Origin of the sequence: Rhodococcus sp. M8, assembly GCF_015654185.1 — a bacterium.
Classification (GTDB): domain Bacteria; phylum Actinomycetota; class Actinomycetes; order Mycobacteriales; family Mycobacteriaceae; genus Rhodococcus; species Rhodococcus aetherivorans.
On sequence record NZ_CP064065.1, the window covers coordinates 2024888 to 2043849 of the forward strand.

The 18962-nt window shown below is 72.2% G+C and carries 21 protein-coding genes; 2 read left to right on the plus strand and 19 right to left on the minus strand.

The features are described from left to right. Positions 1-3: 3 nt before the first annotated feature. Entirely contained in the window at positions 4-1149 is a 1146-nt protein-coding gene (locus tag ISO16_RS08975; protein WP_072635751.1) for a PQQ-dependent sugar dehydrogenase, read from the minus strand. A 71-nt stretch (positions 1150-1220) separates the two neighbouring features. Further along, on the minus strand, positions 1221-2663 hold the full coding sequence (locus tag ISO16_RS08980) for an MFS transporter (protein ID WP_072635752.1): 1443 nt from the start codon (positions 2661-2663) through the stop codon (positions 1221-1223). A gap of 58 nt (positions 2664-2721) precedes the next feature. On the opposite strand from ISO16_RS08980, the gene soxR reads away from it, so the two are divergent. Further along, a complete protein-coding gene (soxR, locus tag ISO16_RS08985) occupies positions 2722-3177 on the plus strand; it encodes a redox-sensitive transcriptional activator SoxR (protein ID WP_050035619.1) in 456 nt (151 codons plus the stop codon). Here the strand turns inward: soxR and ISO16_RS08990 are convergent. The 10 genes from ISO16_RS08990 to ISO16_RS09035 all read right to left on the minus strand — a co-directional run bounded on the left by ISO16_RS08990 (position 3174) and on the right by ISO16_RS09035 (position 12368). Beyond that, positions 3174-4328, minus strand: coding sequence for a PQQ-dependent sugar dehydrogenase (locus ISO16_RS08990; RefSeq protein ID WP_072635753.1), 1155 nt, complete (start codon positions 4326-4328; stop codon positions 3174-3176). The genes soxR and ISO16_RS08990 overlap by 4 nt on opposite strands. Positions 4329-4350: 22 nt before the next feature. Then, entirely contained in the window at positions 4351-4635 is a 285-nt protein-coding gene (locus ISO16_RS08995) for a metal-sensitive transcriptional regulator (protein WP_003937563.1), read from the minus strand. Between the two features lie 25 nt (positions 4636-4660). Continuing rightward, a complete protein-coding gene (locus ISO16_RS09000; protein ID WP_072635754.1) occupies positions 4661-5146 on the minus strand; it encodes a hypothetical protein in 486 nt (161 codons plus the stop codon). 204 nt (positions 5147-5350) lie between these two features. Then, positions 5351-5830 carry a hypothetical protein gene (locus ISO16_RS09005; RefSeq protein WP_006935953.1) on the minus strand — a complete coding sequence of 160 codons (480 nt, stop codon included), beginning with the start codon at positions 5828-5830 and terminating at the stop codon, positions 5351-5353. Positions 5831-5910: 80 nt separating this feature from the next. Further along, the gene (gene hemB / locus ISO16_RS09010; protein WP_006935956.1) at positions 5911-6888 is read right to left on the minus strand and encodes a porphobilinogen synthase; all 978 of its coding nucleotides are present in this window, start codon (positions 6886-6888) and stop codon (positions 5911-5913) included. A gap of 72 nt (positions 6889-6960) precedes the next feature. Then, positions 6961-8526: a uroporphyrinogen-III synthase gene (locus tag ISO16_RS09015; RefSeq protein ID WP_072635755.1), complete on the minus strand. Its 1566-nt coding sequence runs from the start codon at positions 8524-8526 to the stop codon at positions 6961-6963. A gap of 63 nt (positions 8527-8589) precedes the next feature. Next, the gene (gene hemC, locus ISO16_RS09020; RefSeq protein ID WP_006935961.1) at positions 8590-9603 is read right to left on the minus strand and encodes a hydroxymethylbilane synthase; all 1014 of its coding nucleotides are present in this window, start codon (positions 9601-9603) and stop codon (positions 8590-8592) included. Beyond that, positions 9600-11054, minus strand: coding sequence for a glutamyl-tRNA reductase (locus tag ISO16_RS09025; RefSeq protein ID WP_006935962.1), 1455 nt, complete (start codon positions 11052-11054; stop codon positions 9600-9602). Before ISO16_RS09025 ends, hemC begins: the two co-directional genes overlap by 4 nt. Then, positions 11051-11917 carry a redox-sensing transcriptional repressor Rex gene (locus ISO16_RS09030; RefSeq protein WP_230304505.1) on the minus strand — a complete coding sequence of 289 codons (867 nt, stop codon included), beginning with the start codon at positions 11915-11917 and terminating at the stop codon, positions 11051-11053. The genes ISO16_RS09025 and ISO16_RS09030 overlap by 4 nt, the downstream gene beginning before the upstream one ends. A 160-nt stretch (positions 11918-12077) precedes the next feature. Continuing rightward, positions 12078-12368, minus strand: coding sequence for a glutaredoxin family protein (locus ISO16_RS09035; protein WP_072635756.1), 291 nt, complete (start codon positions 12366-12368; stop codon positions 12078-12080). Positions 12369-12552: 184 nt separating this feature from the next. Here ISO16_RS09035 and ISO16_RS09040 point away from each other — a divergent pair, with 184 nt between their 5' ends. Next, the gene (locus ISO16_RS09040; RefSeq protein ID WP_006935970.1) at positions 12553-13569 is read left to right on the plus strand and encodes an HAD family hydrolase; all 1017 of its coding nucleotides are present in this window, start codon (positions 12553-12555) and stop codon (positions 13567-13569) included. Positions 13570-13584: 15 nt separating this feature from the next. On the opposite strand, the gene ISO16_RS09045 is transcribed toward ISO16_RS09040, so the two are convergent. From ISO16_RS09045 to ISO16_RS09075, 7 genes are all read right to left on the minus strand, one after another. Continuing rightward, positions 13585-14607: a lysophospholipid acyltransferase family protein gene (locus ISO16_RS09045; RefSeq protein ID WP_006935972.1), complete on the minus strand. Its 1023-nt coding sequence runs from the start codon at positions 14605-14607 to the stop codon at positions 13585-13587. Then, positions 14604-15680, minus strand: a complete 1077-nt coding sequence (locus ISO16_RS09050) for an NAD-dependent epimerase/dehydratase family protein (protein ID WP_044475927.1) — start codon at positions 15678-15680, stop codon at positions 14604-14606. Before ISO16_RS09050 ends, ISO16_RS09045 begins: the two co-directional genes overlap by 4 nt. Positions 15681-15904: 224 nt before the next feature. Next, a complete protein-coding gene (locus tag ISO16_RS09055) occupies positions 15905-16006 on the minus strand; it encodes a 30S ribosomal protein bS22 (RefSeq protein ID WP_003402602.1) in 102 nt (33 codons plus the stop codon). 202 nt (positions 16007-16208) lie between these two features. Further along, entirely contained in the window at positions 16209-16445 is a 237-nt protein-coding gene (locus tag ISO16_RS09060; RefSeq protein ID WP_003937551.1) for a helix-turn-helix domain-containing protein, read from the minus strand. A gap of 121 nt (positions 16446-16566) precedes the next feature. Continuing rightward, a complete protein-coding gene (proC, locus tag ISO16_RS09065; RefSeq protein WP_029545142.1) occupies positions 16567-17385 on the minus strand; it encodes a pyrroline-5-carboxylate reductase in 819 nt (272 codons plus the stop codon). A gap of 49 nt (positions 17386-17434) precedes the next feature. After that, on the minus strand, positions 17435-18289 hold the full coding sequence (locus ISO16_RS09070) for a thioesterase family protein (RefSeq protein ID WP_072635757.1): 855 nt from the start codon (positions 18287-18289) through the stop codon (positions 17435-17437). Then, complete coding sequence (locus ISO16_RS09075; RefSeq protein ID WP_006935982.1) at positions 18286-18957, minus strand: MerR family transcriptional regulator; 672 nt, start codon at positions 18955-18957, stop codon at positions 18286-18288. Before ISO16_RS09075 ends, ISO16_RS09070 begins: the two co-directional genes overlap by 4 nt. Positions 18958-18962: the final 5 nt, after the last annotated feature.

Sequence of the window (18962 nt, forward strand, 5' to 3'; positions counted from 1 at the left end):
CTCTCAGTCGGCGGCAGGTTCCACCAGCAGGACGCGGTCGCCGCTTCCGTTGTCCGTCGTGACGAGCAGTGCCCCGTCGGGCCGCGCGGTCACCGACCGCAGCCGGCCGAATCGGCCCTCGAGCGCGGTCGCGGTCTCGTCCACCGCGCGGCCGTCGGCGGTGAGTTCGAGGAACAGCAGCTTCTCCTGCTGTTGGCTCGTGATCACCAGTGCGCCGTCCCACCCGTTCCAGCCGGCACCGGCGACGAACGTGCCGCCGGGAGTCGCGAGGGTGGGGGCGCCGGAACTCCACACGGCCCCGATCGCCCCCGGAACGCGGGCCGGGTCGGTCATGGGCACCGACTCGTCATAGACGAACGGGAAGCGGTCGGGCCGGTAGCCGTAGTTGCCACCCGGCAGCAGCAGATTCACCTCGTCGTCGCGGCCGGTGCCCTGCTCGACCGCATAGAGTTCGCCGGTGCCGGGACGCTGCGCCAGTCCCTGCACGTTGCGGTGGCCGAGAGTGAACACCGGGCTGTTCGGATCGGGGTTGCCCGCCGCGGGAGTGCCGTCGGGATCGATGTGGAGCACCTTGCCGCCCAGGCTGGTCCGGTCCTGAGGAACCTGGGGGTGGGCGGTGTCGCCCGTGCCGACGTACAGCGATCCGTCGGGGTGGGCGAGCAGCCGGCAGCCGCCGTGACGGCCGCCCTGCCCGGCCGGAATGCCGGCGAGCACGGTGGCACCACGGGTCAATTCCGTCCATCCGGCATCGACCGTCCACGACTGCACGCGGATGTCGGTGCCGTCCGGGCCGCGATGACCCTGGCAGCTGTAGAGGGTCCGGCTCGTCCCGAAATCGGGCGCCAGCGCCAGTCCCATCAGACCGGTCTCGCCCTCGGCGTACAGGTCGGACAGGTCGGCGCGCACGTCGCGGACGTCACCGTCCGGGCCACGGACCACGAAGCGGCCCCTGCGCTCTCCGGTGAGGATCGTCCCGTCCGGCGCGGCGACGACGTCCCAGGGCTTGCTCAGCCCCTCCATCAGCGGCGTCACGGTCAGCGCCGGCAGCGCGCCCGCCTCGGGTGGCGCCGCGTGGGCGCTCGGCGCCCCTGCCGCGAGCACGCCCGCTGCGATCGCCGCCGCGTACCTCCCCGGGATTCGCACGCGCATCTCCTCCTCGCCGGATCCCGGCGATGTTACGGAAGGCGATGCGCCGGACGGCGACGACACGCGCGGCGGCGTCAGATTCGTTCGGGTTCCACTGCGGAGGAGTCCGCCGGGACCGACCGGAGCCGGTGCGCGCGGGCCGGAACCGCGCGGCGCGCGGCGAGCACGCCGAGCACCGCCACGGCCGCGAACCCGAACAGCAGGAGCCGCGCCGAGCGCACGTCGGACGGTTGTCCCGCGTTGACGAGGACCCCGGCCAGTGCTGCGCCGAACGCGTTCGCGATCAACTGGACGGTGTTGATCGCGGCGGACGCCCTGCCGCTTTCGCGCGGGTCGGCGACGGCGTTCATCGCGCCGACCGCGAGGTGCGGCCACGCGATGCCGATGCCCGCGCCCGCGACGACCAGTCCCGTGACCCACGCCGCGACCGCAGCCGGTCCGGCCTCGTCACGCACGACGGTCGCCATGAGCGCGAGACCGAGGCCGACGAGCACCGGAGCGCTCACCACGATGCGGTGCACGGTCCGTGGCGCGGACGCCGAGGCGCTCGGGATCTCGCCGAGCGTCCACCCCACCGCGAGCGCGGCGCCGAGGAAGCCGGCGGCCAGCGGCGCGAGGCCGGCGAGGCGCTGCCCGAACAACGGGACGAACGTCTCGGCGGTCGAGGCGACCGCCAGCACTGCGATCGTCAGGTACACCCAGCGCAGCCGGGCGGTGGTGAACGTCGCCGCGGGCAGGATGCCGTGCGGGCTGCGGCGGTCGACGGCGACGAACGCGACCACGGCAGCGGACGCGACCGCGATGAGGGTGATCGTGGGCGCACTGCCGGTCACGACGGCGGCCACGCTGACCGCCAGGGCCGCGGCGGTGAGCAGGGCGAGCGAACCGAGCGGAATCCTGCCGGCATCCCGCGATCCGCGGGCGTGCGCCGGCAGGGTGAAGGGCACCGCGGCGGCGACCGCGAGCGTGCAGACCACTAGCGCGCCGAACGCCCATCGCCAGGCGTGGAACTGGGCGAACACGCCGCCGACGGCGGGTCCCGCAAAGGTCCCCACGCCCCACATCGCCGATACGAGCGCCGCGCCGCGGCTCCAGAGGCGTTCGGGCAGTGCACTGTTCAGAACGGCGTAGCCGAGCCCGGCGAGCAGGCCGCCGCCGAGTCCCTGGACCGCCCGGCCCGCCAGCAGCGTCTCCATGGACGGGGCGAGCGCACACACGAGGGTGCCGGACGCGAAGGTCCCGAGCGCCACGAGGTAGGCGCCCCGGGGTCCGCGGGCGGCGAGGAGGCGGGCCACGGCCGTCGAGGAGATCACCGACGCGATGAGGAACACCGTCGCCGTCCACGCGTAGTAGGCGTGGCCGCCGATCTCCTCGACCGCGGTCGGCAGCAGGCTCGTGGTGAGGTACACGTTGGTGGCGTAGAGGGCAACTCCGCCGGCGAGAACCGATGCTGTACCGAGGTATTCGCGCCCGAGAAGTTCCGGCCAGGAGCCGGCGCGAGTCGTGGATCCGTGCATGCCGGTGACTGTAGAGTCTCGAGTGCACTTGAGATCAAGCGCGGGAAACGGAGTCGTGATGAGCCGCACGAGCGAAGAACTGCTGGCGATCGGTGAGGTCTCCCGGCGCACGGGCGCCGCCGTGTCTGCGATTCGCTACTACGAGTCGCTGGGACTTGTGACGGCACACCGCACCGCAGGCGGCACGCGCCGCTTCCCCCGGCACACGATCCGGCGCATCTCGATCATCCAGTTGGCGACCCGGTTCGGCATTCCGCTCGCCGAGGTGGCCGAGGTGTTCTCGGCGCTGCCGGCCGACAGGCCCCCGACCCGACGGGACTGGATGCGCATCTCGCGGGCATGGCACGAGCGCCTCGAGGAACGCAAGCAGGCGATCGACCGGATGCAGCGCGAACTGGCGGGGTGCATCGGCTGCGGCTGCCTGTCGCTGCAGGCGTGCACACTGTTCAATCCGGGCGATCGGCTGGGCGAGGACGGCGCGGGCGCGCGGCGCGTCGACCCAGGGGCACGCTAGACGGGGGCGACCTGCAGAATCTTGTCGCCGGAGCCGTTGTCGGTGGTGACGAGGAGCGAGCCGTCGGGCAGCGAGGTGAGCGACCGCAGGCGGCCGTACTCCCCCTCGAGCAGCGTCGCCGACTCGGTGACGCTGCGGCCGTCGCCGGACAGGCGCAGCAGCAGGAGCTTCTCGTCCTGCTGGCTGCTGACGACGAGCGCACCGGACCACGGGCCCCACGCCGGCCCGGCCGCGAACGCCAGCCCCGGGGTGGCGATGGTGGGCGAGCCGGAACTCCACACCGCCGGAATTGCGCCGGGCACGCGCTCGGGATCGGTCATCGGCACCGATTCGTCGTACGTGCCGGGTTCGCGGTCGGGACGCCAGCCGTAGTTGCCGCCCGGCACGAGCAGGTTGACCTCGTCGTCGCGGCTGCTGCCCTGCTCCACCGAGTAGAGCCGGCCGGTGCCGGGCTGCAGCGCCAGCCCCTGCACGTTGCGGTGGCCGAGGGTGAACACGACGCTGCCCGGATCCGGGTTGCCGGGCGCCGGCGACCCGTCGGGGTTCAGGTGCAGCACCTTGCCGCCGAGGCCGGCCGGATCCTGCGGCGCCGTCGGGCGGGTGGCATCGCCCGTGCCGATGTACAGGGTGCCGTCGGGGTGCGCGAGGATCCGGCAGCCGCCGTGGCGCCCGCCGCGGGCGACGGGCAGGCCCTCGACGACGGTGCGCTGCCGCGTCATCGTGGTCCAGCCGGGATCGACGGTCCAGGCGTAGACGCGGACGTCGTCGGGGCCGCGGTGCCCCTGGCACGCGTAGACGGTGCGGCTGGACTCGAAGTCGTGGCCGAGCGCCACGCCCATGAGCCCGGTCTCCCCCACCGCGTACAGGTCCGGCAGGTCGGCGCGCAGTTCCTCGACGCGCCCGTCGGGCCGCCGGACGACGAACCGGCCCGACCGTTCCCCGGTCAGCAGCGTCCCGTCGGGGGCCTGCACCACGTCCCACGGATGGTCGAGACCGTCGACGAGGGTGGTGACGGTGACCCGCGGCGCGGCCGGCGACTCGGGGACCGCGCTCGGCGTACCCGAGAGCACCGTCCGCGCGGGCTCCTCCGGCGCGCACGCCGTCAGGACGCACGCCAGTCCCGCAGCGCACAGTCCGTGGGCGATCCGCATGCCGATCGGGCTCCTCGGGCGATCAGGGTTTGAGAACGAGGCGGGCGATCGCGTCCGAGGCCTCCTGGATCTTCGCGTCGGCCTCCGGTCCGCCCTGCCGGGCGGCGTCGACGACGCAGCCGGCCAGGTGCGCGTCCAGCAGCTTGAGCGAGACCGTCTGCAGGGCCTTGGTGACGGCGGAAACCTGGGTCAGGACGTCGATGCAGTAGCGGTCGTCCTCGATCATCCGGGCAATGCCCGCAACCTGTCCCTCGATCCGGCGCAGGCGCTTGAGCAGGTCCTCCTGGTGCGGGGTGTATCCGGCCATACCCGCATCGTACCCCTAGGGGGTATTAAAGCAAGGGTGGATCGGCGCGCTCGGCCAGCACCGTCCCGAGTTCGGACCGCAGCCGCTCGTGATCCTTGGCCCAGGCCCGCACCAGGGCGCCGCCGCGCAACCGCAGGCCGACGGCCGTGCGACCCCGCGGCACGTTCGACAGCTCCCCCAGCGGCCGGGCCGTCTCCCAGCGCTCGGGTTCGCGGGCCCGGGGATCGGCCGGCGGCAGCACCGCGTCGATCTCCTCGAGCGGCAGCTCCTCGGTGCCGAGGCGCAGCGTCGCCGCGGTCAGCTCCACGCTCACGTGCCGCCGGGCCGCGACGACCGTCACGTACGCGAAACCGCTGAGGACGAGAGCGATCACCGGCAGGGAGACCCAGTGGACCACCGGCCCGGTCAGCAGCTCCACCGCGAGCACGACGACGCAGAGCACCGGGCCGAGCGCCACGGTGCGCCAACGCGCACCGGGCTCGTGGAATCGGGGCTCGGCCGGCTCGCTCACGTCGCGATCAGGCGCTGAGCATGCCCGGAACGACGACCAGCACCAGGGTCACCACACCCAGGACGGCAATGAGGCCGATCAGAACCAGCTCACGACGACGACCGTAGGGCCTGGGCTCCACCTGCATGAAAGTCCTCTTCGCTCGTCGGGAACGACCGCGCGGGCCGTGGGTCGTCAGACACCGTACTCCGCGCGCCCGGGGGGTCAGCTCGGGGGCAACCGAAGGAAGTACAGGTTCGGCTCGCGGCGGTGCATGAGCACAATCGCCCCGACCGAGCACACACCCTGCAGGATGCTCACGAGGCCGATCACGAGTCCGGCCCCACCGCCCAGCGCACCGACGCCGAACACCGTGGGGAGCGCCGTGAAGGTCAGGAAGACGCCGATCATCGTGAGCAGCATGCGCGCCCAGTTCCGGCCGCGGCGCATCGCGAAGACGACCAGCAGGAACAGGCCGGTGAAGGCCAGGCCCAGGACGGCGGTGATCCCGAAACCCAACGGCAGCAACGATTCCACCGATTCCCGGGGCATCTCCACCGGGGGCGTCTGCCGGGCCAGTTCGGCCGTCATCTGGTCGACGAACTCGTCCCTGCGCTCCCACATCAGCGCCACGCTCGCACCGAGGTACACCAGGCCCAGGACCGCGACCGCACACCACAGCTGGAACGCGGTCTCCACGTCCACGGGGGTGGGGCGCCGCTCCCCCGGCGCCGTCCCGGGCGGCGTGGCCGGCGGCCCGGGCCACTGCGACGGTTCGGGCGTGCTCACGTGAGCCGGCCCGCGACCTCGGCCGCCCAGTAGGTGAGCACGATGTCGGCGCCGGCGCGGCGGATACTCGTCAGCGACTCCAGTATTGCCGCGTCCCGGTCGATCCAGCCGTTCTGCGCGGCGGCGGTGATCATCGCGTACTCGCCGGAGATCTGATACGCCGCGACGGGCACGTCCGAGCGGTCCGCGACCTCGCGCAGCACGTCGAGGTACGACATCGCGGGCTTGACCATCACCAGGTCGGCGCCCTCGGCGAGATCGAGATCGACTTCGCGCAGCGCCTCCCGGCGGTTCGCCGGATCCTGCTGGTAGGTGCGCCGATCGCCCTCGAGCGAGGAACCCACCGCGTCGCGGAACGGCCCGTAGAACGCCGACGCGTACTTCGCGGAATACGCGATCTGCCCCACGTCCTGATGCCCCGCGGCGTCGAGCGCCGCCCGGATCGACGCGACCTGGCCGTCCATCATCCCGCTCGGACCGAGCAGGTGCGCGCCCGCCTCGGCCTGCGCGACGGCCATCTCCGCGTACCGCTCGAGCGTCGCGTCGTTGTCCACCTCACCCGAAGCGCCCAGGACGCCACAGTGACCGTGGTCGGTGAACTCGTCGAGGCACGTGTCGGCCATCAGGACCGTCGCGTCGCCGAGTTCGGCGCGCAGGTCGCGCAGCGCGCGGTTGAGCACGCCCTCCGGGTCGGTGCCGCCGGATCCGCGGGCGTCCTTGTCCTCGGCCCGCGGCACGCCGAAGAGCATCAGCCCGCCGACGCCGGCCTCGACCGCGGCGGTCGCCGCGGCCGGCAGCGAGTCGGGGGTGTGCTGGTACACGCCGGGCATCGAGGGAATCTCGCGCGGCGCGTCGAGCCCGTCGGCGACGAACATCGGCAGCACCAGATGCCGCGGCTCGAGGGAGGTTTCGGCGACCAGCCGGCGCATGGCCGGGGTGGTGCGCAGCCTGCGGGGACGGACATCGGGATACATCGGCGGACTCACCTTCCATGCAAGCCGTGCGCGGTTTCGGTAGCGGCAGCCACCGGAACCGCGCACGGTGGGTCAGCGGCGGGCGCGGGACTTCTTGCGGGGCGGCGGCAGCGCGCCCTCGGCCCGCAGCCGGGCGGCGTGCTCGGCGAGCGCCTCCACCAGGGGACCGATCTGGGCGGTCTCCGGCTGCACGTCCACCCGCAGGCCGAACTCGATCGCGGTCTCCGCGGTCTTCGGCCCGATGCACGCGACGATGGTGCGCGCGTGCGGCTTACCGGCGATACCCACGAGGTTGCGGACCGTCGAGGACGAGGTGAAGCACACCGCGTCGAACCCACCGGTCTTGATCATCTCGCGGGTCTCGGCCGGCGGCGGCGCTGCCCGCACCGTGCGGTAGGCCGTCACGTCGTCGATCTCCCAGCCCCGCTCGCGCAGGCCCTCGGCGAGGGTCTCGGTGGCGATGTCGGCGCGCGGCAGCAGCACCCGGTTGACCGGGTCGAAAACGTCGTCGTACGGGGCGAACTCGGCCAGCAGGCCCTCGCTGGACTGCTCACCGGAGGGCACCAGCTCGGGGGTGATCCCGAACGAGCGCACCTTGTCCGCCGTCGCCTGCCCGACACACGCGATCTTCACGCCCGAGAAGGCGCGGGCGTCGAGGCCGAACGCCTCGAACTTCTCCCACACCGCGCGCACCGCGTTGGTGGAGGTGAACACCACCCACTGGTAGCGGCCGTCCACGAGACCCTTGACGGCCCTCTCCATCTGGGCCGGGCTGCGGGGCGGCTCGACGGCGATGGTCGGCACCTCGATCGGGATGGCGCCGTGCGCGACGAGCCGCTCGCTCATCTCCCCGGCCTGCTCCTTGGTGCGCGGCACCAGCACCGTCCAGCCGTACAGCGCGCGGGACTCCCACCACGAGAGCTTGCCGCGCTGCGAGACGATCTTGCCGACGGTGACGATGAGCGGCCCCACCAACTCGGAGCCGGCATCGTTGAGCGTGGCGAGGGTGGCCTCGACGGTGCGCTGTTGACGGGTCGTGCCCCGGACGGTGATCGCCGCGGGGGTCTGCGGCGCCAGCCCGTGCTCGGCGAGGGCGCTGGCGGTCTCCGCGAGGTGACCGGACGTGGCGTGCAGCACCAGCGGGCCGGGCGCGGCGGCGAGCGCCGCCCAGTCCACCTCGCCGCGCACGTCGACCTCGGTGTGGCACGAGCCCAGGGCCATGCCCGCGTAGCTCGGCACGGCCGAGCCGGGGGTCAGGCCCGGCAGGACCTCGAACACCACCTGGGTGCGGGCGACGGCGTTGACCTCGGCGATCACCGAGTCGGTGGTCAGCGGATCACCGGCGACGAGGCGCACGACGTCGTGGCCGTTCTTCGCCTCCGCGACGAGGGTCTTGGCGACCTCGGTGGGCTCGCCCAGCGCGGGACGCACCTCGGCGACGGGCTCCCCGGTCTCCGGGTCCCGGCCGGCGGTGGTACCGACGAGCGCGACCACCCCCTTGTCGACGTCGGGGTCGGTGAAGGCGATCGTCGCGCCCGCGAGCACGTCGCGGGCTCGCACGGTCAGCAGAGCCGGGTCGCCCGGCCCAGCTCCCACGAACAGGATCCGTCCGGGATTGTGCTTACGGACTCGGCTCATCGGTCATTCTCCAGTGCGGTCAAATCTGCGGTAAGGGGAAACCTGGGGTGTGGACGGAGGGCGTCAAACATCTGCGGTGCCCTGTTCCGGCGCGTCGTCCGCACGGCTGGTCATCAGCTCGCGCGCACCGAGATCGAGCAACTCGCGGGCCACCGCCCGGCCCAGCTCCTCCGCGCGGTCGGGATCGCCGACGGCGCTCGCTCGCAGCACGTCCGAGCCGTCCAGGGCGGCGGCGCAGCCGCGCACGGACAGTTCCTCGATCACGCGGCCGTCGTCGTCGAGGGATTCGACGACCTCGGCAACGGCCCCGACCGGGGCGGTGCAGCCGGCCTCGAGCTCGGCGAGCAGGGCCCGTTCGGCGACGACCGCGACGCGGCTGGCGCGGTCGTCGAGGCCGGCGAGGATCTCGATCAGTGCGGTGTCCCCGGCGCGGCATTCGACCGCGAGGGCCCCCTGGGAGGGCGCCGGCAGCATCTGCACCGGCTCGAGCGACTCGGTGATCCGGTCGAGGCGGCCGATGCGCGAGAGCCCCGCCCGGGCGATGACGATGGCGTCCAGTTCGCCGGACGCGACCTTCCCGAGCCGGGTGTCGATGTTCCCGCGCAGCGGCTGGATGTCGAGGCCCAGGCCCATGGCGGCGAGCTGGGCACGCCGCCGCGGCGCGGAGGTGCCCACGCGGGAGCCGGGCGGCAGTTCGCCGAGCACCAGGCCGTCGCGGGCGACGAGCGCGTCACGCGGATCCTCACGCGGCGGCACGGCCGCGATCACCAGACGCGGATCCTGCGCGGTCGGCAGATCCTTGTACGAGTGCACCGCCAGGTCGACGTCGCCGGCGAGCAGCGCCTCGCGCAGCTCGGCGGTGAAGACGCCGACGCCGATCCGCTCGACCGGACCGGCGGTCACGTCGCCCTTGGTGGTGATGACGACCAGCTCGGCGGGATGGCCGGCGGCGATCAGCGCGTCCCGGACGGTGCCCGCCTGCGTGGTCGCCAGCAGGCTGCCGCGCGTTCCGATCCGCAGCGTGCGGCTGCCGGTCCCGGCTTCGATCCGGGTGTCCGATGCGACCTCGGCGCTCATGCCTGCCTTTCCTCTCGGGGAGCCCCCAGCGGCCCGGGAAACTGCTTCCGGGGAGCCTGCAGCTCCGTGGTGACGGCCGGATCCAGCGCGGCCGAGAGATCGGTCGCGCCGGTCACGTCGGGCAGCGCGCCGAGCTCCTTCGCCACCGGGGTGGCGACGGCCTCGGCGGCACCCGGACGCAGTTCGAACAGCTCGCGCAGCGCCTCGGCGTACTGGTCGCCGCCGGGGGTGGACGCCAGTTGCTTGACGCGCACCGTCGGCGCGTGCAGCAGCTTGTCCACGACGCGGCGCACCGTGCGGGCGACCTCCCCGCGCTGGCCGTCGTCGAGCCCCGGCAACCGGGACTCGAGCCGCAGCAGCTCGCCCTCGACGACCTCGGCGGCACGCTGGCGCAGGGCGGTGACGGTGGGGGTGACCTCGGCGAGGCGCTGGGACGCGAGGTAGTCGGCGAGTTCGCCGGCGACGATCGAGCGGGCGGCCTCGGTGTCGGAGGCGGCGGCCCCGGCCGCGGGATCGCGTTGCAGCGACTCCATGTCGAAGACGGTGACGCCGGGCAGACCCGAGACGGCAGGCTCCACGTCGCGCGGCAGGCCGAGATCGCAGATCACCAGCGGGCGGGTGCTGCGCTCGGGCTGGGCGAGGGCCCGGTGCGCGTCGGCGAGGGTGACGACCGTACCGACGGCCCCCGTGCAGGTGACGGCCACATCGGCCTGCGACAACGCGGCGGCGAGCCGCTCGAACGGCATGACGTCGGCCTCGACGCCGTTGCCGCGTGCGGTCTCGGCGAGCCGCTCGGCGCGCTCGCGGGTCCGGTTGACCACCACGATGCGCCCGATTCCGGCGCGGGTGAGGTGCGCGACGGCGAGCCCGCCCATCGCGCCCGCGCCGATCACGGCGGCGGTGCGGCCGGCGAGACCGTCGAGCGATGTCGCGGCCTTGTCCAGCGCCACCGACACGACGGAGGCACCCGCCGCGTCGATGCCGGTCTCGGTGTGCACCCGCTTGCCCACGCGCAGCGCCTGCTGGGCCAGCTCGTGCAGGGCCCGGCCGGCGGCCTGCTGGGCGTCGGCGCTCGCGTAGGCGGTACGGATCTGGCCGAGGATCTGCTGCTCGCCGACCACCATGGAGTCCAGCCCGCTGGCCACGGCGAACAGATGCTCGGCTGCCGCCTCGCTGTAGCGCACGTACGCGTGCTTGTGCAGGTCGACGAGGGTCAGGCCCGAGTGCTCAGCCATGAGCTCGCTGACGTCGGCCAGCGCACCGTGGAACGCGTCGACCACCGCGTAGATCTCCACCCGGTTGCAGGTGGAGACGATCATCGCCTCCGAGATGTGGTCGGAGGCCATCATCTTGTCGGTCAGCTTGGGTCGATCGGTGTCGGTGACGGCGACCTTCTCGAGGACCGAGACGGGCGCGGTCCTGTGCGAGACCCCGACGAGGAGAACACTCACGGCGCAATCACCGATCCGTTTCTTGTCGCTGCCGAGGCCACTGGGCTCGGCGTTCCTGATGCGGTGTGCCCGTTCGCGCTCGGCGCGGTGAGCCCCGACGCGGCGCGCCGGGTGTCGGTCAGGCCCGCGTGACTGCCGCCCGCCACCTGGGCGAGTGCGTCGTTGCGGGCGCTATGGAACGAGAGGACCTGCATTTCCACGGACAGGTCGACCCGCCGGACCTCGACATGGTCGGGCACCGCGAGGGGCGCCGAGGCGAAGCTCAGCACGGACCGGACACCGGAGCGCACCAGCAGGTCGCACACACCCTGGGCGGCGTCGTCCGGGGTGGCGATGACGCCGATCGTGGCACCGAGTTCGCGGGCCGCCGCTTCGAGCCCGTCGACGTGGCGGATGGTCAGGTTCCCCACCCGCGTCCCCACCCGCGCCGGGTCGGCGTCGAACAGTCCGGCCATCGTGAACCCTCGGCGGTCGAAGCCGGCGTACCCGGCCAGGGCACGGCCGAGATTGCCGACGCCGACGAGCACCACGCGGTGCCCCCGGTCGAGGCCGAGTGCGTTCTCGATGCGGGCCTGCAGGCGCAGCACGTCGTAGCCGACGCCGCGCACCCCGTTGGGCCCGAGAAAGGACAGATCCTTGCGAAGCTTCGCGGAACCGACCCCGGACGCGGTGGCGAGTTCCTCGCTCGAGACGATGAGCGTGCCCTCGTCGGCGAGCATTCCGAGGACCCGCAGATACGTCGCGAGACGCGTCACAGTAGCCTGGGGGATGTCCCGCACAGGGACACCGGGAGACGCACCCCCGCCGACTTCGGCGACGCCGCCGCGGGCAGCGTCGCCCTGCGGGGGGTGCAGCTCTGTCACGTTCGTGGCTCCTCGTCCGGCCGACGGGTACACGTCGGTCCTCACGGTGATCCGGGGGATTCGTTCACACCACGGTAACCGCTTGTGAAGCCCTGCACAAAGTTGCTCGAACGGCCCCGAATGTGCTTCTCACCTGCACGACGGTTCCGCCCAGGGGCGCTCAACCGGCGAGATCGGCCCGCAACCGCGGCTCGTCGACCTCCCAGTAGCTGTGCTCACGGCCGTCGAGCAGCACCACCGGCAGACGATCGCCGAATTCGGCGCGCAGGTCGGGATCCGTTGAGGCAGCCCGATCGACGTCGATGCACGTCAGCCCGGCTCCGAACTCGTCGCACAGTTGCTCGAGCAGAGTCAGTGCCGGCGCGCAGGCACCGCAGCCGGCTCGGACGAGGAGGGTGATCTCGTGGCGGGTGCCGGATGTGGTGGCGGGTCCGGGCAGATGTTCGCTCATGGGGTCAACTGTGCGTCATACCCCGCCGAGACGAACGTCACACCCACCGGCCACATGCGGCAACGCGCGGAGGGGGCCGTGTCGCGGGCTAGGCTGGGGCGGTCTGCCACACACGACGGCCGGCCGCCGACGAACCGGCCGGCAGCACTCGACGGCGCGGCCGTCGCGCAACAGGGAGGTGCAGGTGCCGGAACGTCCAGTGCCACACGGCTGGGGATTCGGCGAGAACCTGGCCGGCCGCGTCAGCGAGACCCTGGCGGGTCTGATCCGGCCCGGCCGGCGCCGGCTGCTGAGCAAGTTCGGCCCCAGCGAGGCCGAGGTCCGCGCGAACCTCGCCGGCCAGGCGAGCGCCGACGCCGCTCTCGCGCTGCAGGAGGCCCGCACCGAGGCCGAGCCCGCCGACACCTCGACCACCGCCGTTCCGCAGGACCTGACCGCGGCCGCGTTCTTCGACGTCGACAACACGATGGTGCAGGGCGCGTCGATCATCCACTTCGCGCGCGGACTCGCCGCCCGCGACTACTTCACCAAGTCCGACCTGGCCGAATTCGCCTGGCAGCAGGTCAAGTTCCGGGTCACCGGCAAGGAGAACTCGGACGACGTCGCCAGCGGCCGCGAGAAGGCGCTGTCGTTCGTCGCCGGCCGGTCCACGGCGGAGCTGGCCCGCCTCGGCGAGGAGATCTACGACGAGATCATCGCGGACAAGATCTGGCCCGGCACCCGGGCGCTGGCGCAGATGCACCTCGACGCGGGGCAGCAGGTGTGGCTGGTGACGGCCACCCCGGTCGAACTGGCGAACGTCATCGCCGAGCGGCTCGGCCTGACCGGCGCCCTCGGCACCGTCGCCGAGTCGGAGGACGGCGTGTTCACCGGCCGCCTCGTCGGGGACATCCTGCACGGCCTGGGCAAGGCCCACGCGGTGCGGGCCCTGGCGATCCGCGAGGGCCTGAACCTCAAGCGCTGCACGGCGTACTCCGACAGCCACAACGACGTGCCCATGCTCTCGCTCGTCGGCACGCCGGTCGCCGTCAACCCGGACGCCGACCTGCGGGAGCTGGCGAAGACCCGGGGCTGGGAGATCCGGGATTTCCGCACGGCCCGCAAGGCGGCGCGCATCGGGGTGCCGACGGCGCTGGCGCTCGGCGCGGCCGGCGGAGCGCTCGCCGCCGCCCTCGGCCGGCGCCGCGACCCCGCCGCGTGACGCGGGGCCGGTGCCCTAGCCGAGAAAGACGTTGCGCCGCTTGGTGAGCAACCGGTACAGCGTCTGCTGGATGGTCTCCCGCACGTGGTCGGTGACCTCGAACAGCACCATCGGATCCTCCACCGCGGCGTCGTCGTAGACGTCGGTGGCGATCGGTGTGCCGAACTCGATGTACCACTTCGAGGGCAGCGGAACGATGCCCAGCGGACCGAGAGCCGGGAAGAGCGGGGTGATCGGGAAGTACGGAAGGCCGAGAAGCCGGGCGATGGACGTGAGGTCGGCGATCTTCGGGTAGATCTCCTCCGAGCCCACGATCGAACAGGGCACGATCGGTGCCTTGGTCTGGAGCGCGGCCGAGACGAAGCCCCCGCGCCCGAACCGCTGTAGCTTGTAGCGTTCGCTGAACGGCTTGCCGAGCCCCTTGTACCCCTCGGGGAACACCGCGACGACCTGATCCTCGCGGAGGAGCCGCTCGGCGTCGGGATGGCACGCGAGGGTGTGCCCGGCCTTGCGGGTGACGCTGCCGACGACCGGCATCCCGAAGGCGAGGTCGGCCGCGAGCATCCGCAGCGGACGGTGGGCGAGGTCGTGCACCGCGACGGAGGTCATCAGCGCGTCCACCGGCAACGTGCCGGCATGGTTGGCGACGATCAGCGCGCGGCCGTCGGCCGGGATGTTCTCGATGCCCCGCACCTCGACGCGGAACCACTTCTCGAACAGCGGCCGCAGCGCGGGCAGCAGGACGTTGTCGGTGAAATGCGGATCGAACCCGAAGTCGTCCACCTCGTAGTCGCCCGTGATGCGGCGCCGGAGGAACTCGGCGGTACCGGTGATCTGCCCGACCAGCTTGTGCCGCAGATCGTCGAGGAACCCGTCGGCCGCCGTCTCCTGCACGGGCAGCTCGGGGCGCTCGGGTGGGGTCGGCGAGCCGAGGCCGTACGTCGACGGATGACCGGAACCGGCCCCCGGGCGTGCGGCCGCCCGCCGCGCCGACCCCGTCCCACCGTGGAGCGGGATCACCTTGGCAACTTCTGTCATCGCGCCTCCATCCGCTCTCCGAGCGCCGAGAGCAGGACCGACTCGGTTCGATCGACCCATTCCGTCCGGACGACCCGCCGCAGTCCGACGTTGCGGGCGAAGTCGTCGAGTGCCTGCTTGGTGGTCCACCTCGGCTCGAAGCCGAGTTCGGTGCGCATCCGCGTGGTGTCCAGGCCGCGCCCGAAGTGGAAGTAGTCGAGTTCTTCCTTGTTGAACGATTTCATCACCGGCCCCATCAGTGCCTGCCCGACGGTGCGGAACAACCCGTAGGGCATCGGCACGGTCAGTCCGCCGGCCCGCCGCACGGCCTGCGACATCATCACGATGCCGTCGCCGGCGACGTTGTAGGTCCCGGGCGGCCCCGCGACGGTGGCCCGTTCGAGCGCCGAGAGGGCGTCCTCCTCGTGCAGCAACTGCAACCGGGCGTCGCGACCGAGGATGGTGGGCACGATCGGCGAGGTGAGGTACCGCGAGACCGAGCCGGGCATATGGTTGCCCACCGTCGGGGCGAGACGCAGGATCGTCGCGGCGATGTCGGGCCGCCGGCGCGCCATTCCGCGCAGGTAGCCCTCGACCTCGATCATGTCGCGGGCGAAGGCGCCGGTCGGCCGCCGGCGCGCGCTCATCTCCTCGGTGAACTTCGCGGGGTCCTTCGCGCTCGAGCCGTACACCACCGACGACGAGCGCAGCACGACGCGCCGCACGGACGGGGTCTTCTGGCACACGGCGAACAACTGCATCGCGCCGAGGACGTTCATGTCCTTCATCGCGGCGCGGCTACCGGACTTGGGAGCCTTGGTGAGGGTCGACGCGTGGACGACGGTGTCGACGTCCATGTTCCGGATGACCTTGCCGATGAGGGGGTTGCGGATGTCGGCGAGCACGAACTCGGCGCGGCCCATGCGCCGCAGCATGTCCTTGGTGGGCGACTGGGTGTCGACCGCGATGACGCGCTCGACCGCCGGATGCTGCGCCAGCCGGGTGACCAGGTAGCCACCGAGGAATCGGCTCGCTCCGGTCACCAGGGCCACCCTCGGCGGGTCGATACCGTCGATCTCCGAACTCACCCACATACCCCCTGCCGTCACTCCGGTCTCTCACGATACGGTGACTTTCGCAACAAAGCATTACACCGGAGTAACCGATCACCGGAATGGCCCCTGTGCGGGACCTTCGGCCCCTCGGGCGCACACTCCGCATTCCGGCCGAACCGGACATTCCGCTCGCCGGCCGCCGACGAGCCGGCGGAAACGCTCGATGCCCGCCACCGCGGGGTGACGGGCATCGGGAGATCGATCTACTTGCCGAGTTTACGACGCTGCACTCGGGTGCGGCGGAGCAGCTTGCGGTGCTTCTTCTTCGACATGCGCTTGCGGCGCTTCTTGATCACAGAACCCATCTGGGTTTTCCCTCACGTTCTCTCTAGCGTTCCTGCGCGCACGCCGGTGACGTACGCCTGTTGTCGACGCTGGGCCTCGTGGTGACGAGCTCAGCGCCTCACGACACCGGGTGGCCGGTACGACGACAAGCAATCCTACCGGGGCGGGTTTCGATCGGTGAAACCGAGGTCCGCTCCGGGTTCGATTGCGGTCGTCGACCGCTCAGCCGACGTCGAAGTAGGACGTTTCCAGGTAGTCGTGCACAGCCTTGGCGTGCACCCGGAACGAACGCCCCACTCGCACGGCGGGCAGTTCCCCGCTGTGCACCAGCCTGTACACGGTCATCTTCGACACCCGCATCAGCGCCGCCACCTCGGCGACGGTGAGGAACTGGGTGCCGGAGAGAACCGACTGACCGTCCTCGGGTTGACCCTTCGACGGTTTGCTTCCAGATACCATTACACACCTCCGGCACGTCCCGCGCCGCCGGCTTCCCCTCCGGCGGAACAGACACGCACGTGCTCGATCGAGCTTAGCGTGACCAATGGTTCCCGTGCGACGATGCGCGCGACGAATTTCCTCAATCCCCGGACGAACCGAGGGCCGCGGAGCGGTCCCGGGCCGCCGCGAGCGCCTCGTAGAACGCCGTCCGGACGCCGCCGCGCTCGAGTTCCCGGATCGCCGCCGCGGTGGTTCCGCCCGGCGATGTCACCGCTGCACGCAGGTCGGCGGCGTTCTCCCCCGACCGGGCGAGCATGGCCGCCGAACCGGTCATCGTCTGCACCACCAGCTCGGTGGTGGTCGCCCGCGTCAGGCCCAGAGCGACGCCCGCATCGATCATCGCCTCGGCGACGAGGAAGAAGTACGCCGGGCCGGAACCGGACACGGCGGTGACCGCGTCGATCTGGGACTCGGGAACCACCGTCACGGTACCCACGGACTCCAGGATCTCGCGCGCCAGCGCCAGATGGTCGGGCTTGACGTGCCGGCCGGCGGCGATCACGCTCGCACCCTCCCCGACCAGCATCGGGGTGTTGGGCATGACGCGCACCACCGGCGATCCGGCGGGCAGCTTGTTCTCGTACCGCGACGTGGGCACGCCGGCCACCAGCGACATCAGCAGCTTCTCGCGGTCGCTGTCCAGGTCGGCCTTGCCCAGGTCCGCGAGCACCACGTCCACGTCGCCCGGCTTGACCGCGATCACCAGCACGTCGGCGCCTTCGGCCGCGTCGGCGATCGAGTCGGTGACGCGGATCGAGTACTCGGTGGCCAGCTCCTCGGTCCGGGCCGGGAACTTCTCGACGACCACCAGATCCTTGGTCGCGAATCCACTCTGCAGCAGCCCCGAGACCAGCGCCTCGCCGATCCTGCCGCCACCGATCACCGCAATTCTCGTCATGGGCAACAGCCTGCCACGACCGTTGTCGTGCCCCGCATCGCCCCGACGATCAGCGCGGGATCATCGCGAGCTGGCGGCTCTGCACGACGACGGCGCCGGTGGCGTCGACGACCGTGTGGTCCTCCTCGAACCAGGCGTTGCCCAGGACCGTGCTGTCGGCCATGATCCGCAGCCAGCCGGGCGCCGGCAGTCGCCGCAGGTAGGCGGTGAGCTGCACGGTCGGAGCCCAGCCGAACAGGCCGCGGTTCATCGTGACCGGGGCCGAGATGTCCCCGGCCATCAGCGCGAACAGCACGGCGGTATCGACGTCGGCCTCGTCCCCCGGCCACGGCCGCGCCCACATCCGCACCACCGGTTCGCCCTGCTCTCCCGCGAGGAAGCGGGCGCTGGTCTCGTCCACGACGAGGTCGGCCCCGCCGCACAGGTTCACCACCTGCGCCATGGGATGGCCGGGCCCGATGAGGGGCGCGCCGGCGGGCGGCTGCACCGGCAGCCCGGTGACCGGGTGCGGCGCGGTGTATCGCGGCTCGCCCGCGTCGGGCTGCCCGAGCGTCACCGAGGCACGGACCGCGATGCGGTCGCCCTGGGCCAGCTCCACGTCGACCAGACCGACCTGCTTGCCCAGCTTGCGGACGGTGGTGGTCAGCTGCACGTCGCCGGGGTCGGGGGCGGCGACGAACCCGGCACTCACCGCGAGGGGCTGCACGGCCGGATCGGACCCGGCGGCCTGCAGCGCCGACCGGGCCGCCGCGGCGCACACGGCGAGCATGCAACCGCCGTGCACCTTGGGGCCGATCGTCCAGACCGGGGCGATGTGGGCGAGCCAGCGATCGCCGCCGGCGGCGTCGAGTGTCGTCAGGTCGCGGAACGGGTGGTTCTCGGGATCGGGCACGGCGTCGGTCACTGCTGCTCCTGGGAATCGGCGACGGGGCTGTCGGGGGAACCGGGTGGGAAGAACTCGGTGAAGCGGCGGGCGGCAAGGTGCTGGTGCGCGAGGCGGCGCATCGCGGTGAGGACGGGTTCGTACAGGGCCGTGCCGAGGACCGCCGCCTCGACCGTCGCATCCCGGGACCGGGTGGGCAGCAGGTCGAGGTCGAGCTCGGCGATGCCGAGCACGTGCCGTCCGTAGACGTCGATGCGCTCGTCGCTCATCGCCAGGCCGGCGGATTCGAGGGCGGCCAGGGCTCGCTCGAGCTGCGCGACGGCCGCGAACCGCGGGTCGTAGAGCTGGCCGAGCCGCTCGAGGACGCGCCGGGCACGCGGACAGTCGCGGGGTTCGGGCGCGTCGTCGTCGGGCGGGTAGGGCGGCAGCGCGGCGATGGCCCGGCCGAGGGCGACGAACAGCGACTCGTCGGTGCCGTCGAGGAGACGGACGATCTCGCGGATGCGCGGCAGCGGCAGCCCCTGGGCGGCGAGCGCACGGATCAGGGCGAGGCGGCGGACGTGCCGCTCGTCGTACCGGGCCTGGGTGGCGCTGGTCGCCTCGCCCGGCATCAGCAGGCCTTCGCGCAGGTAGTACTTCACGGTCGCCAACGGGACGCCGGTGCGGGCCACCAGTTCCGAGATCCGCATTGCCA